Below are 14,636 nucleotides of genomic sequence, written 5' to 3'. Positions count from 1 at the left end.
CCCCTATGGTTTCCCCAGGCAGATTCACTGCCGCACCCGCGGAGCGATCCGCCCCGACACCCCGAGGTGATCCATGTCGACCGACCGCCCTTTCGGTGACGTCTCCTTCCTGACCGTCGCCGAGGTCGCGAAGATCATGCGGGTCTCGAAGATGACGGTCTACCGCATGGTCCACGCCGGCGAGCTCCCCGCCGTGCGCGTCGGTCGCTCCTTCCGGGTTCCCGAGAGTGCGGTCCAGGACTACCTGCGCGACTCGTTCGTCGACACCGCCTGAGAGCCGGCCGGTTTGGGCGCCGCTCCACGTCAGCGGTACAGTGAACGCTGCTGTTCGGCGTGTGCACGGTCCGGTGTCCCGTCGACGAGGGATCCGAGCCGATCACGAACGAGGTAACCCATGGGTTCAGTCATCAAGAAGCGCCGCAAGCGCATGGCGAAGAAGAAGCACCGCAAGCTGCTGCGCAAGACGCGTCATCAGCGTCGCAACAAGAAGTGACCATCGCCGCACCCCGCTCGCGTCGTGGGTGCGCAGCGCGTCCTTCGAGGCCGCGTCACCCCGGGGGTGACGCGGCCTCGGCGCATGGCCGGTCCTTCCGCGCCCCGTAGGCTGGGCCCCATGGCTGAAGTCGTTCTCCTCACCGGAGTGTCGCGCTATCTCGGCGGCCGGGTCGCCCGGGCGCTGTCGACGTCGGGCGAGGTCGACCACGTGATCGGGGTTGACGTCATCCCTCCGACGCATGACCTCGGTGACGCCGAGTTCGTTCGCGCCGACATCCGCAACCCGGTGATCAGCAAGATCATCTCCTCGGAGAACGTCGACACCGTCGTGCACATGAACGTGATCGCGACGCCCACCTTCGTCGGCGGCAGGGCCTCTCAGAAGGAGATCAACGTCATCGGGACGATGCAGCTCCTCGCGGCCTGTCAGAAGGCCGACTCGGTGCGTCGCCTCGTCGTGAAGTCCTCCACCGCCGTCTACGGCTCCAGCTCCCGCGACCCCGCGATGTTCACCGAGGACATGGGCCCGATGCGCCAGCCCCGCGCAGGGTTCGGCAAGGACTCGATGGAGGTGGAGGGCTATGTCCGCGGCTTCTCGCGCCGTCGGCCGGACACCGCCATCCACCTGCTCCGGTTCGCCAACGCCATCGGACCGGAGATCCGCACGTCGATGACCGACTACTTCACTCTCCCGGTGATCCCGACGCCCCTCGGCTTCGAGGCGCGGCTCCAGTTCCTCCATGAGGACGACCTCGTCAGGGCGATGATCGCCTCGGCCACCGGCACGGACGACGGGATCGTCAACATCGCGGGTGACGGCGTCATCACCCTCTCCCAGGCGATCGCGATGCTCGGGCGCCCCTCCATGCCGGTGCTGGCCCAGGCGGCCGGTGTCGTCGGCGGGGTGTTCAAACGCTTCGGTCTGGCGGACTTCTCGCCCGACCAGATGGGTCTGCTGTCCTACGGCCGCGGGGTCGACACCACCCGCATGCGCGAGTCCTTCGGCTTCGAGCCGCAGTACACGACCCGGCAGGCGTTCGAGAGCTTCGCCACTGCGGTCCGCGAGTCCGGTTTCCAGCTCTCTGGGAGGAGCGCCTGATGGCCGGCACCACGGACAACGCACCCGCGAAGAAGCGGTCCACGACGACGTCGGCCCAGAAGAAGGCCGCACCGAACAAGGCCGTACCGAACAAGGCCGCACCGAAGGGAACGACACCGAAGAAGGCCGGAGCGAGGGCGACGACCACGAAACGGGCTCCGGACACGAACCAGGCACCAGGCCCGAAGACTCCTGCGGAGACAGGATCGACCGCGCGGAAGACGAGGACCGCTCCGAAGAAGGCCGCCGCGAAGAAGACGGCTGCCACGAAGAAGGTGGCCCCCGGCAAGACAGCGGCTGCCAAAGCAACCCCCGCGGCTGCGGGTGCGGCATCGGGTCGGAGCACTCTCGACGCCGGCCTCACTCGTGCGGCCAGTGAGCCGAGGACCGCGTCACCGCTGCTGCGTGCCACCGTGGCCCCCCCGGGCGACCCCCGGGCGGAGACCTCCGGGGCGCGGTCCGGCTCTGCCGCCGCCGCATCCGAGCGGCGGCTGAGGGTCGTGCCCGACCTCGGTGAGAAGCCGGCGGCCCCTCGGATGGCTCCCGTGCCTCGGTCGATCGAGCAGGCCGTCTCCATGCTCGCCGACGCCCTTCGGGTCGGAGCCGCGGCCATGGGGTTTTCCTCGTCCGAGGCCGAGGAGCAGGTGGCGCGCACGCTTGCCTTCCTGCGACGGCGGGCGACCGGCGACTACACGGTCGACGAGTTCGGCTTCGACGAGGACTTCACCGAGAACGTCTGGCTCCCGCTCCTGCGCCCCCTGTACGAGAAATGGTTCCGCGTCGAGGTGCGCGGCATCGAGAACATCCCCGCATCCGGCGGCGCGCTGATCGTGGCCAACCATTCCGGAACCGTGCCGGTCGACGGCTTGATGACCCAGATCGCCATCCACGACGCCCACCCGGACGGCCGCCACCTCCGGATGCTCGGCGCCGACCTGGTCTTCCAGCTTCCCTTCGTGGGACGCAGCGCCCGTCGGACCGGCTCGACGTTGGCCACCGGAGCCGACGCCGAGCGGCTCCTGCGACAGGGTGAGCTCGTCGGCGTCTATCCCGAGGGTTTCAAGGGTGTCGGCAAGCCGTTCGGGGAGCGCTACAAGCTGCAGCGCTTCGGCAGGGGCGGGTTCGTCGCGGCCGCGCTGCGGACCGGAGTGCCGATCGTGCCCTGCTCGATCGTCGGCGCCGAGGAGATCTACCCGCTCATCGGCAACATGTCGGTCATCGCCCGGCTCCTGGGTGCTCCGTACTTCCCCGTCACCCCGTTCTTCCCCTTGCTCGGCCCGCTCGGCCTCATCCCGCTCCCGAGCAAGTGGATCATCGCCTTCGGGGAACCCCTCGACACGAGCTCGATCGGGCCGGCCGGTGCCGAGGACCCCATGCTCGTGTTCGACCTGACCGACCAGGTGCGCGAAACCATCCAGCAGACCTTGTACTCCCTGCTCATGCAGCGCCGCTCGGTCTTCTTCTAGGACGCGGCCGGTCCCACGATGACGACGCCGCGCGTGACGCTCATCTCACGCCCCGGGTGCCACCTGTGCGACGACGCCCGGGCGATCATCGCGACGGTGACCGCGGAGCTCGGTGAAGCGTTCGAGGAGGTCGACGTCCGCAGCGATCCGGGCCTGGTGGAGCAGTACGCCGAGATGATCCCGGTCACTCTCGTGGACGGTCGCCGGCACGACTACTGGCGGGTGAGTCCCGACCGTCTCAGGAACGCTCTCACCGGCGGTTTGTGACTTTGTGCATCGGTTCACAAGGGCGTACCGTGGAGCGGACGCCAGGGTGCGCGGTGCGGCCCGCAGGCGATCCGACACCAGGAGGCGCGGCCGGCCGTGAGCAGCAATGCGACACAGCGGCGGGGTATCCCCGACGCGACGGTGACCCGGCTGCCCGAGTACCTTCGGGCGCTGACCGCGCTCGCGGAGTCGGGGACGGTGAGGGTCAGCTCCGAGGAGCTCGCCTCCCTGGTCGGCGTGAGCTCGGCCAAGCTGCGCAAGGACCTGTCCCACCTCGGCTCCTACGGGGTTCGCGGCGTGGGCTACGACGTCGATCACCTCTCCTACCAGATCTCGCTGGCCCTCGGGCTGACCCATGACTGGGCGGTCGCGATCATCGGCATGGGCAACCTGGGTCGCGCGCTGGCCGCGTACAACGGATTCACCAGCCGCGGGATCCAGGTCGTCGCGCTTCTCGACCGCGACCCCGCGGTGCTCGGCCGAGTGGTCGCCGGTCTGGCGATCGAGCCGATGGCCGACCTGCCCCGGATCGCGCGCGAGCGCGGGGTCGCGATCGCGCTCGTTGCCACTCCTGCCCGGTCGGCTCAGGAGGTCGCCGATGCCGTCGTGGCGGCCGGGATCGGCTCGATCCTGAACTTCGCTCCGACGTCGATCGAGGTGCCCGACGGCGTGCGCGTCCGCAAGGTCGACCTCGCGACCGAGGTTCAGATCCTCGCCTTCCACCAGCTGCAGCACGACCGAGCGCTGCTGTCCGGCCTGCGGACGGTGATCCCATGACCCTTCTCGTCGTCGGCGTCTCTCATCTCAGTGCTCCTCTCCCGATCCTCGAGTCGGTCGCCCTGGACGAGCAGCGACGGCACGCTCTCGAGACCGCGCTGCACGGAACCGACCACATCGAGGAGGTCGTGGTCCTGTCTACGTGCAACCGCACCGAGCTGTACGTCGAGGCGGCGACCTTTCACGGTGCCCTGGAGGCTCTCACCGGCGGTCTCTCGGCTCTGACTGGAGTCGGCAGGAGCACCCTCCGCGACCACCTGTACATCCACTACGACGACCGCGCGGTCGAGCACGCCTTCACCGTGGCCGCCGGACTGGACTCCATGGCGGTCGGGGAGACCCAGATCCTCGGACAGCTGCGAGCTGCCCTGGCCCGAGCCCAGGACCGCGGTCACGTCGGCCCCGCACTCAACGTGCTCCTCCAGCAGTCGCTGCGAGTCGGCAAGCGGATTCACACCGATACGGCGATCGACGCCGTGAGCCACAGTCTCGTCGAAGCCGGTCTCGCCGTCGCCGAGGACATGTTCGGAACGGTGGACGGGCTGCGCACCCTCGTCATCGGCGCCGGGGGCATGGGCGCCCTCGCAGCGACGACGGCCCAGCGGCAGGGCGCGCTCGTCACCGTCACGAATCGCACCCTCGACCGCGCCCAGCGGCTGGCCGCCCGGGTCGACGGCACTGCCAGGCCGGTCGACGAGCTCGACAAGGCGCTGGCGGAGGCCGATGTGGTCATCGCGTCCACCGGTGCGATGGGTGCCGTCGTGACGCTGCCGCAAGCGGTCGACGCTCAGGTTGCGCGGGCCGGCCGGCCCCAGCTCTACGTCGACCTCGCACTCCCGCACGACGTCGCCACCGAGGTCGACGCTCTGACCGGAGTGCGTCGTCTCGGTCTCGACGAGCTGGGCTCCGCCCTGGCCGCGACCACTCTGTCGCCCGCGGTGGACCAGGCCCGGGGCATCGTGGTCGCCGAGGTCGAGCAGTTCCTCGCCGCACGGGCCGGTGACGCCGTGGGGCCGACGGTCACCGCGCTCCGGGACCACGCCGCGGGAGTGGTCTCGGCGGAGCTCGTGCGCCTCTGGCGCCGCACCCCGGATCTGTCCGACGCGCAGCGCGCGGAGGTCGACCGCACGGTGCACCGCATCGTCGACAAGCTCCTGCACACCCCGACCACGAGGGTGCGCGAGCTCGCGGGCGCGGGGGAGAGCGTGTCGTACGCCGCAGCCCTGTCGGACCTGTTCGACCTCCCGGGACCCACCCATCGCGCCGGCACGCGCGAGACCCTCATCGCGGCCGATGTGCCCGACAGGCAGCCGGGGGCGTGGTCATGAGCGCCCCACTGCGTCTCGGAACCCGCCGCAGCGCCCTCGCCACGACCCAGTCCGGCCACGTCGCGGACGCCCTGCGATCCCTCGGCCACGAGGTCGAGCTGGTGCCGGTCGTCACCGAAGGTGATGTCTCGCGGGCTCCGCTCGTGACCCTGGGCGGCACGGGGGTCTTCGCCGCGGCCCTGCGCGAGGCTCTCGTCCGCGGGGAGATCGACCTCGCCGTGCACTCGCTCAAGGACCTGCCCACCGCTCCGCATCCGGACCTCATCGTGGCCGCGATCCCCGGGCGTGAGGATCCCCGGGACGCCGTGGTGACCGCCGACGGCCGCGCCCTGGCCGAGCTTGGGCCCGGTGCCCGCGTCGGCACCGGCTCGCCTCGCCGGGCCGCGCAGCTGAGGGCCCTGGGCTGGGGCCTCGAGCCCCAGGACGTCCGCGGCAACGTCGACACCAGGCTCAGACTCGTCACCGACGGTGCCGTGGATGCGGTCGTCCTCGCGCATGCCGGTCTCCGCAGGCTCGGGCTCGGCGACCGCGTGAGCGAAGTGCTCGACCCCATCCAGATGCTCCCCGCGCCGGGGCAGGGTGCCCTCGCCGTCGAGTGCCGCACCGACCGCACCGACCTGCGTGAGATCCTCGCACCGCTCGACGACTCCGACACCCGTGTCTGCGTGGAGGCCGAGCGCGGCGTGCTCGCTCTGCTCGAGGCGGGATGCTCGGCCCCGGTGGGCGCCCTCGCCGAGATCGTCGAGGGTGAGGCGGCCGAGGGCGACGGCGCGCTCGAGCTGTCCCTGCGGGCCGCGGTCGTCGCGCCCGACGGCAGCGCGGAGCTGAGACGTTCGGCCGTGGGGGACCCCGATGACCCCCACGGCCTCGCCCGACGGCTCGCCGACCTCCTCATCGAGGACGGCGCCGGCGACCTGATGACCACCCCGACGTCCTTGGAGGACCCCCAGTGAGCCCCCGCTCCGCACCCCCGCCCCCCGGCCCTGCCGGGCGTGTGGCCTTCGTCGGCGCCGGACCTGGCGACCCCGCCCTGCTGACGATGGCCGCCGCGGACCTGCTCGCCCGTGCCGACGTCGTCATCATCGACCACATCGCCCGCGAAACCCTCCTCGAGCGCTTCGCGCGCGAGGACGTCACCGTCATCGACGCGGGGACGACGAGCCTGAGCCACGGCGACCACGGCCGTCGCCTCACCCACGCCGGACTGGCCAAGCTCGTGGTCAAGGCCGCGCAGGAGACATCCGGCGGCCTGGTGGTGCGGCTCCTCGACGGTGACCCGACGATGTTCGCGGGGCTGGCCGAGGAGGCCCTCGCCTGCCATCGCGCCGAGATCGCGTTCGACATCGTCCCCGGCGTGAGCGCCGTCAACGCGGTGCCCGCCTATGCCGGCATCCCCCTGACCACTGGTGCCTCGCATGCTGTGCACGTGTGTCACGGCCCGGAGGCCGTCAGCGCCACGATCGCCGAGGACGAGGCCGCCACGATCGTCTTCCTCGGCACTCCCGACGTCCTGGGCGCCTCCCTGGCGCGACTGATCGAGCTGGGTCGCGGCGGGGAGACGCCGGTCGCCCTCACCGAGAACGGCACCGTGGTGCGCCAGCACACGATCGTCACCACCCTCGACCAGATCGCCGAGGAGCTCCCGGCGACGACCTTCCCGGCGCTGGCCGTTGTGGGACCGACGGTCGGGCTGCGCTCCGAGCTCTCGTGGTTCGAGACCAAGTCCCTCTTCGGCTGGGACGTCCTCGTCCCGCGCACGAAGGAACAGTCGGAGTCCGTCCGGGCCCGGCTCGCCGCACACGGGGCGACGGCGACCGTGGTCCCCACCATCAGCGTCGAGCCGCCACGCACGCCCCACCAGATGGACAAGGCCATCCGAGGTCTGGTCACCGGACGCTACGAGTGGGTCGGGTTCACGTCGGTCAACGCCGTCAAGGCGGTTCGCGAGAAGCTGGAGGAGTGCGGGCTGGACGCGCGCGCCTTCGCCGGCCTGAAGATCGCGGCCGTCGGCGGAGTGACGGCCGACAGCCTGCGCGCCTGGGGTATCGAACCCGACCTGACTCCGAGCGGCGAGCAGTCGGCCAAGGGACTGCTCGACGTGTGGCCGCCCTATGACGACGTGCTCGACCCGATCGACCGGGTCCTCCTGCCGCGGGCCGACATCGCGACCGACACTCTCGTGGCGGGTCTGCAGGAGATGGGCTGGGAGGTCGACGACGTCACCGCGTACCGGACCGTGCGCGCCGCCCCACCCCCGGCGGCGATCCGCGAGGCGATCAAGACCGGCGCCTTCGACGCCGTCCTGTTCACGAGCAGCTCGACCGTGCGCAACCTCGTGGGAATCGCGGGCAAGCCACACGTGAGCACGGTCATCGCGTGCATCGGCCCGGCCACGGCGAAGACCGCCGAGGAACACGGCCTGCGCGTCGACGTGCTGGCCCCCGAGGCGAGTGCCGTCGCACTCGTCGACGCCCTCGCGGACCACGGCGCCGGGTTGGCGGCCGCGGCGCGCGCCGCGGGCGAAGAGGTCCGCAGACCGAGTATGCGCCGCTCGCCCGGCCGACGTCGGCCCAAGCGGAGCTCGTCGGAGGCCCGGTGACCACCGCATACCCGGCTCACCGGCCGCGGCGGTTGCGCCAGTCGGCCGCGGTCCGTCGTCTCGTCGCCGAGACGAGGCTGCACCCGGCCGAGCTCGTCCTGCCGGCGTTCGTGCGTGAGGGCATCGAGGCGCCGGTCGCGGTCTCCGCCATGCCCGGCGTTCTGCAGCACACCGTGCCCAGCCTCGTCGAGCTGGCCCGCGAGTGCGTCGCCGCGGGACTCGGCGGGCTGATGATCTTCGGCGTGCCGGAGGACAAGGACGAACAGGGCTCCGGTGCCGACGCCGCGGACGGCATCCTCAACGTCGCCCTGCGCGCGGTCCGCGAGGAGGTGGGAGACGAGCTCGTCGTCATGGCCGACCTCTGCCTGGACGAGTTCACCAGCCATGGCCACTGCGGCGTGCTCGACGAGGAGGGCCGGGTGGACAACGATGCCACGCTCGAGCGCTACGAGGCGATGGCCCTGGCCCAGGCGGCTGCGGGCGCTCACGTGCTCGGGCTCTCGGGGATGATGGACGGTCAGGTGGGGGCGGTCCGGCGGGTCCTCGACGCGCACGGACACGACGATGTGATCCTCCTCGCCTACGCGGCCAAGTACACTTCCGGGCTCTACGGACCGTTCCGCGAGGCCGTCGCCTCCAGCCTCGTCGGTGACCGCGCCACCTACCAGCAGGACCCGGCCAACGCCCGTGAGGCACTGCGCGAGATCGAGCTGGACCTGTCGGAGGGCGCGGACATCGTCATGGTCAAGCCCGCCGGTCCGCACCTCGACATCGTCGCCGACGCGGCGCGGGTCTCGACCGTCCCGGTGGCCGCCTACCAGATCTCCGGGGAGTACTCCCAGCTGGTCGCCGCCGCCGAGCGCGGCTGGATCGACCGCGAGCGCGCCATGCTCGAGTCGCTCCTGAGCATCCGGCGCGCGGGTGCACGGATCATCCTGACGTACTTCGCCCTCGAGGCGGCTGCGGTGCTTCCCCGATGAGCGAGGTCCTTCCGCCGGCGGCGATGACTCCCGAGCCGAGGTGGCTCAGCGACGAGGAGCAGGTGGCCTGGAGGGCCTACCTGCACGGCGCCCGACTCCTCGAGGTGGCACTCGACGCCGACCTGGCCGAGCACGGGATCTCCCTCTCGGAGTACGAGATCCTGTCGATGCTCTCGGAGGCCGAGGGCACGCGGATGCGCATGTCGGCCCTGGCGGACCTGGTCGTCCAGTCCCGGAGCCGGGTCACGCATACGGCGAGCCGGCTCGAGCGTCGCGGTCTGGTCACGCGGGAGGCCTGTGTCGAAGACGGTCGCGGTGTCGAGCTCACCCTCACCGACTCCGGCCGCGAGACGATCGAGAACCTGTCCCGTCTGCACGTCGAGAGCGTGCGCGAGCACTTCGTCGACCTGCTCACCCCGGAGCAGTTCCGGGCGGTCGGCGAGGCCATGGCGCTGGTGCGCGCGCGTGGCCGTGCCCGGCGGTGGCGATGAGGAGCGCGCGATGACCGAGGAGATCATGTCCGACCCCCACCGGACCTTGTCCGAGACGACCCCGCCCCCCACTGCCCCACCCGAGAGGATGCCGTCCGAGAAGACCCCCCGCTCGAGTGAGCTGCTGGCCCGCTCACGCCGGATCGTCCCCGGCGGCGTCAACAGTCCGGTCCGCGCCTTCCGCGCCGTCGGCGGCACGCCGAGGTTCATGGCCTCGGCATCGGGCCCGTGGCTGACGGATGTCGACGGTCGGCGTTACGTCGACCTGATCTGCTCGTGGGGGCCGATGATCCTGGGCCACGCGCACCCTCACGTGCTGCAGGCGGTCCAGGAGGCGGCGTCACGCGGCTTCTCCTTCGGCACCCCGAGCGAGAACGAGCTCCTGCTCGCCGAGGAGATCGTCGCCCGGGTCGCGCCGGTGGAGAGGCTTCGTCTGGTCTCGAGCGGCACCGAGGCCACGATGAGCGCCATCCGGCTGGCGCGTGGTTTCACCGGTCGCACCCTCGTCGTCAAGTTCGCCGGCTGCTACCACGGCCACGTCGACTCCCTCCTCGCGGCGGCGGGGTCGGGGGTCGCGACCCTCGCCCTCCCGGACTCGGCGGGCGTGCCGCCCGAGTCGGCGGCCGAGACCGTGGTGCTGCCCTACAACGACATCGGTGCACTCGAGGCGGCGTTCGCCGAGCACGGCGAGCGGGTGGCCGCCGTCATCACCGAGGCCGCCGCGGGCAATATGGGCGTCGTCCCGCCGGCGCCGGGGTTCACCGCGGCCCTGCGTACGCTCACCCGCCGCCATGGCGCGCTCCTCATCTCCGACGAGGTGATGACCGGATTCCGGTGCAGTCGCAGCGGGTGGTTCGGGCTCGAGGGCCCGACCGAGGACGGAGCTCCTGACCTCTTCACGTTCGGCAAGGTCATGGGCGGCGGGTTTCCCGCCGCGGCGTTCGGCGGCCGTGCCGACGTCATGGCGATGCTCGCCCCCGAGGGGCCCGTGTACCAGGCCGGAACGCTGTCCGGTAACCCGGTCGCGACCGCTGCGGGACTGGCCACGCTGCAGGCCTGCACGGACGAGGTCTACGCGCGTCTCGCCGAGGTGTCCGGCACGATCGCCGACGCGGCCTCGGGTGCGCTGACCGAGGCCGGGGTCCCGCACCGGGTCCAGTGGGCCGGGTCGATGTTCTCGGTGTTCTTCCAGGACGAGGAGGTCCGCGACTACGACGATGCCCGGCAACAGGACACCGCGGCCTTCGGCCGCTTCTTCCACGCCATGCTCGAGCAGGGAGTCCACCTGCCGCCGAGCGCGTTCGAGTCGTGGTTCGTCAGCGCCGCGCACGACGACGAGGCGGTCCAGACTGTTCTCGACGCCCTCCCCGGCGCGGCTCGAGCCGCTGCCGGGCAGGCTCCCTGACAGGGAGCACCCAGGAACATTTGGGACAATCGAGCCATGCCAGCAGCCCCCTCCACGCGGGTCCACCTCCTGCGCCACGGTGAGGTCTTCAACCCCGAGAAGATCCTCTACGGCCGGCTGCCCGGCTTCCTGCTCTCCGAGCTGGGCCACCGGATGGCGGCCATGGTCGCCGACGCACTCGGGGAGAACGACATCGTCCACCTCGTCTCCTCTCCCCTCGAGCGGGCTCAGCAGACGGCTCAGCCGTTGCTCGAGCGCACCGGGCTCGAGCTCGTCATCGACGACCGCGTGATCGAGGCCGACAATCGCTTCGAGGGCCGCGCCGTCGCCGGAGGACAGGGTCTGATCCGACTCGCCAACCTGCCGCTCGCGCTCAACCCGTTCCGGCCCAGCTGGGGCGAGGCCTACACCGACATCCGAGACCGGATGGTTCCGGCAGTCCTCGCCGCCCGGGACGTGGCGTGGGGCCACGAGGCGGTCGTCGTCAGCCACCAGCTGCCGATCTGGACTGCCAGGATGGCCGCCGAAGGGCGACGGCTCTGGCACGATCCGCGGCGCCGCGAGTGCACTCTCGCGTCCCTGACGACGCTGTGCTTCGACGGCAACGGGGAGTTGACCGGTGTCGAGTACACCGAGCCGGCGGGGTCATTGCTGCCGCTCGCGAGCAAGGTGGCCGGCGCATGAGTCGACCGGTTCGGGCCGTGCTCGCCACGGCCCTGGTGAGTCTCACGCTGCTCTCCGGATGCTCGACCGAGAGCTCGGAGCTGGCCGAGCAGGCCAGCGCAGGAGACAACAAGAGCTACATCTCGGGCGACGGAGAGATCGTCCGTTATGCACCCGAGGACCGCCTCGAACCGGTCACCTTGAGCGGGCCCACGGTCACCGGCGACGAGTGGTCCCTGGAGGACCAGCGCGGATCGGTCGTCGTCCTGAACAAGTGGGGCTCGTGGTGTCCGCCGTGCGTCGAGGAGACCCCCGAGCTCGTCGCCGCCTGGGAGGAGATCCAGTCGATGGACGCCCCGGTCACGATGGTGGGGCTGAACTTCCGCGAGTCACCCCAGACCGGGGCGGCCTTCGCCGCGCGGTACGGGATGACCTACCCCTCACTGGCCGACGAGGACGGGATCCTGCCGCTGGAGCTGCAGGGTCGGGCCCAGGCCACACCGACCACACTCGTCATCGACCAGGAGGGTCGCATCGCCGCCACGGTCGCCGGTCCGCTGACCCGGGCCACGTTGATCGGGCTCGTGGAGGACGTGCTCCAGGACGGAGATGGCGGCGGCGATGGGTGACGTCACTGCGATCTTCCGTGCCGGTCCACTCCCGCTCGCCGACGTCACTGCGATCTTCCGTGCCGGTCCACTCCCGCTCGCCGACGTCACGGAGACCGTCGCGGCCGGTCCGCTCCCGCTGGCCCTCGGGTTCGCGGTGCTGGCCGGACTGGTCTCGTTCCTCTCACCCTGCGTCCTGCCACTCGTCCCGGGCTACCTCGGCTATGTCACGGGGCTCTCGGACGTCTCTCTGAGTCAACGCCGACGGCACCGGATGGTGCTCGGCTCCGCCCTGTTCGTGCTGGGCTTCTCGATCGTGTTCATCCTCGCGACCATCTTCGTGACCTCCATCGGTCGGGTCTTCGTCGAACACCGTGTCCTGCTCTCCCGGATCGGCGGGGTCGTCGTCATCGTCCTGGCTCTCGTCTTCATGGGGATGGGGACCCAGCGCACGGCGCGGCTCTCGGTCCGGCCCAGGACCGGCCTGGCCGGAGCACCTCTTCTCGGGGCGACCTTCGCCCTGGGGTGGGCGCCGTGCACGGGGCCGACCCTCATCGCGCTGTTCGCGATGCTGTCCAGCCTTGATCCCGACCTGACGCGGGCCACCGGGGTGGCCGTCGCATACTGTCTCGGTCTCGGGCTGCCCTTCGTCCTCATCGCCGCCGGCTACGAACGCTCGGCCCGCTGGTCGGAGCGGCTGCGCGTCCACCAGCGCGGGATCCAGCTGGTGGGTGGCGGCTTCCTGCTGCTCGTGGGCGTGCTTCTGGTCACCGGCGTGTGGGAGAGCCTCAACCGCTGGGTGCAGGCCAACTGGCTCGCCGGCTTCGAGGTGGCGTTCTGATGCCGAGGATCACCGACGACGGAACCGACCCCGTGACCGCGGGAACGGCCGGACGGTCGACCGACCCGGTGACCCAGCCGACCCTGGACGCCCGGGGCTGGCTGCGCTTCCTGTGGCGCCAGCTCACGAGCATGCGGACGGCCCTGTTCCTCCTCCTCATGCTCGCGGTCGCGGCCGTGCCCGGATCGGTTTTCCCGCAGCGGAACATCGACGCGACCCGCACTGCGGACTGGATCGCCGACCACCCGACCGCGGGACCGATCCTGGACCGGTTGGGCTTCTTCGACGTCTACTCCTCACCGTGGTTCGCGAGCATCTACCTGCTGCTGTTCATCTCACTCGTGGGCTGCGTGCTGCCACGCACCCGGGTGCACTGGGACGCGATGCGCCAGCCGCCGCCGCGCACACCGGCCCGGTTGGAGCGCCTGGCGACCCACTCCGTTCTCGAGGTCGAAGCCGGCGCCGGCGAGGACACGCTCGACCGGCTGGAGCGGGCGCTGCGCCGCCGCCGCTACCGGGTCCACAGGCATCAGCCCGGCACCCTGAGCGCCGAGGGCGGCTACCTCAAGGAGACCGGCAACCTCGTCTTCCACCTCGCCCTCATCGGCATCATCGTCGGGGTGGCGGCCGGCCACCTGTGGGGCTGGAAGGGTGACGCGATCGTCCCCGTCGGCCAGACCTTCGCCAAGACCCGCTTCGACACCTTCGCGCCGGGCCCCTGGGTCGGTGACGACGACGTCCCGCCGTTCACGCTCCGGGTCGACGACTTCACCGCCGAGTTCGAGGACGAGGTGACGACGGAGGGCCAGTTCGGCATGCCGCGGGACTTCACCGCCTACGTCACCGCCACGGAGAACGGGGTCGCACGTGAGACCATCATCAAGGTCAACGCGCCGCTCGAGCTCGACGGCGCCTCGGTGTTCCTCCTCGGCAACGGATATGCCCCCGTCATCACCGTTCGGGATGCGGCGGGTGAGGTGCTGTACACCGGCCCCACGACCTTCCTGCCCCAGGACAACAACTACCAGTCGGTCGGTGCGGTCAAGGTCGCCGCTGCCGACCCGGGCCTGGGTTTCGTCGGCTGGTTCCTCCCCACGGCCGTCATCACCGAGGATGGCGGACCCCAGTCGATCTTCCCGGACGCGCTCCAGCCGGCGCTCGCGCTCACGGTCTACGAGGGGGAGCTGTTCCCGGACGGTCGGCCACAGTCGGTCTTCCGCCTGGACACCGACGAGATGACTCAGCTGACGAACGAGGAGGGCACCGACGCCTTCCGCCTCTGGCTCGAGCCGGGGGACACCGTGGAGCTACCCGGGGACCGGGGATCGATCACGTTCGAGTCGGTCGAGCGGTTCGCCGGCATCTCCGTGCGTCACGACCCGGGTCGCTGGCTGACCCTGGCCTCCGCCCTGCTCGCGCTGGGCGGCCTCATCCTCACCCTCGTCGTCCCCCGTCGCCGAGTGTTCGCCCGGGTGCGTGCGGACTCCGTCGAGGGTCGTACCGTAGTGACCATGGCGGCGATGGCCAAGGCCGACGACACCGGCCTGGAGTCGCTGCTCGAAGACCTCCGGGAGGATCTCGATCCCGACCCGGACCGTTCCCGGAAGACCTGAGGCG

At 71.0% G+C, this 14,636-nt stretch carries 16 protein-coding genes; all 16 read left to right on the top strand.

Translation table 11 applies throughout. The features are described from left to right. Nucleotides 1–73 precede the first annotated feature (73 nt). The 16 genes from GA707_RS02895 to GA707_RS02820 all read left to right on the top strand — a co-directional run bounded on the left by GA707_RS02895 (nucleotide 74) and on the right by GA707_RS02820 (nucleotide 14,632). On the top strand, nucleotides 74–274 hold the full coding sequence (locus GA707_RS02895; protein ID WP_152176874.1) for a helix-turn-helix domain-containing protein: 201 nt from the start codon (nucleotides 74–76) through the stop codon (nucleotides 272–274). 120 nt (nucleotides 275–394) lie between these two features. Beyond that, a complete protein-coding gene (locus tag GA707_RS02890) occupies nucleotides 395–493 on the top strand; it encodes a 30S ribosomal protein bS22 (RefSeq protein WP_003792170.1) in 99 nt (32 codons plus the stop codon). Between the two features lie 120 nt (nucleotides 494–613). Further along, a complete protein-coding gene (locus GA707_RS02885; protein ID WP_152176873.1) occupies nucleotides 614–1,594 on the top strand; it encodes an NAD-dependent epimerase/dehydratase family protein in 981 nt (326 codons plus the stop codon). After that, entirely contained in the window at nucleotides 1,594–3,060 is a 1,467-nt protein-coding gene (locus tag GA707_RS02880; RefSeq protein ID WP_152176872.1) for a lysophospholipid acyltransferase family protein, read from the top strand. The genes GA707_RS02885 and GA707_RS02880 overlap by 1 nt, the downstream gene beginning before the upstream one ends. A gap of 33 nt (nucleotides 3,061–3,093) precedes the next feature. Next, a complete protein-coding gene (locus GA707_RS02875; protein WP_370459975.1) occupies nucleotides 3,094–3,327 on the top strand; it encodes a glutaredoxin family protein in 234 nt (77 codons plus the stop codon). 96 nt (nucleotides 3,328–3,423) lie between these two features. Next, entirely contained in the window at nucleotides 3,424–4,104 is a 681-nt protein-coding gene (locus tag GA707_RS02870) for a redox-sensing transcriptional repressor Rex (RefSeq protein WP_152176870.1), read from the top strand. Beyond that, nucleotides 4,101–5,432 carry a glutamyl-tRNA reductase gene (locus GA707_RS02865; protein WP_152176869.1) on the top strand — a complete coding sequence of 444 codons (1,332 nt, stop codon included), beginning with the start codon at nucleotides 4,101–4,103 and terminating at the stop codon, nucleotides 5,430–5,432. The genes GA707_RS02870 and GA707_RS02865 overlap by 4 nt, the downstream gene beginning before the upstream one ends. Then, complete coding sequence (hemC, locus tag GA707_RS02860) at nucleotides 5,429–6,385, top strand: hydroxymethylbilane synthase (protein WP_152176868.1); 957 nt, start codon at nucleotides 5,429–5,431, stop codon at nucleotides 6,383–6,385. Before GA707_RS02865 ends, hemC begins: the two co-directional genes overlap by 4 nt. A gap of 86 nt (nucleotides 6,386–6,471) precedes the next feature. Beyond that, complete coding sequence (locus GA707_RS02855) at nucleotides 6,472–8,031, top strand: uroporphyrinogen-III synthase (RefSeq protein ID WP_255425032.1); 1,560 nt, start codon at nucleotides 6,472–6,474, stop codon at nucleotides 8,029–8,031. Beyond that, nucleotides 8,028–9,011, top strand: a complete 984-nt coding sequence (hemB, locus tag GA707_RS02850; protein WP_152176867.1) for a porphobilinogen synthase — start codon at nucleotides 8,028–8,030, stop codon at nucleotides 9,009–9,011. The genes GA707_RS02855 and hemB overlap by 4 nt, the downstream gene beginning before the upstream one ends. After that, a complete protein-coding gene (locus tag GA707_RS02845) occupies nucleotides 9,008–9,502 on the top strand; it encodes a MarR family winged helix-turn-helix transcriptional regulator (protein WP_226963484.1) in 495 nt (164 codons plus the stop codon). Before hemB ends, GA707_RS02845 begins: the two co-directional genes overlap by 4 nt. An 88-nt stretch (nucleotides 9,503–9,590) precedes the next feature. Continuing rightward, nucleotides 9,591–10,907, top strand: a complete 1,317-nt coding sequence (gene hemL / locus GA707_RS02840) for a glutamate-1-semialdehyde 2,1-aminomutase (protein WP_152177062.1) — start codon at nucleotides 9,591–9,593, stop codon at nucleotides 10,905–10,907. Between the two features lie 36 nt (nucleotides 10,908–10,943). Then, nucleotides 10,944–11,591 carry a histidine phosphatase family protein gene (locus GA707_RS02835; protein ID WP_152176866.1) on the top strand — a complete coding sequence of 216 codons (648 nt, stop codon included), beginning with the start codon at nucleotides 10,944–10,946 and terminating at the stop codon, nucleotides 11,589–11,591. Further along, a complete protein-coding gene (locus tag GA707_RS02830; protein ID WP_152176865.1) occupies nucleotides 11,588–12,199 on the top strand; it encodes a TlpA disulfide reductase family protein in 612 nt (203 codons plus the stop codon). The genes GA707_RS02835 and GA707_RS02830 overlap by 4 nt, the downstream gene beginning before the upstream one ends. Continuing rightward, entirely contained in the window at nucleotides 12,192–13,019 is an 828-nt protein-coding gene (locus tag GA707_RS02825; RefSeq protein ID WP_152176864.1) for a cytochrome c biogenesis CcdA family protein, read from the top strand. The genes GA707_RS02830 and GA707_RS02825 overlap by 8 nt, the downstream gene beginning before the upstream one ends. Beyond that, nucleotides 13,019–14,632, top strand: a complete 1,614-nt coding sequence (locus GA707_RS02820; protein ID WP_152176863.1) for a cytochrome c biogenesis protein ResB — start codon at nucleotides 13,019–13,021, stop codon at nucleotides 14,630–14,632. Before GA707_RS02825 ends, GA707_RS02820 begins: the two co-directional genes overlap by 1 nt. Nucleotides 14,633–14,636 lie beyond the last annotated feature (4 nt).

Source organism: Nostocoides sp. F2B08, from assembly GCF_009184895.1.
Taxonomy (GTDB): Bacteria; Actinomycetota; Actinomycetes; order Actinomycetales; family Dermatophilaceae; genus F2B08.
Note: the sequence above shows the minus strand (reverse complement) of the source record. Positions and strands in the feature narration are given on the sequence as shown.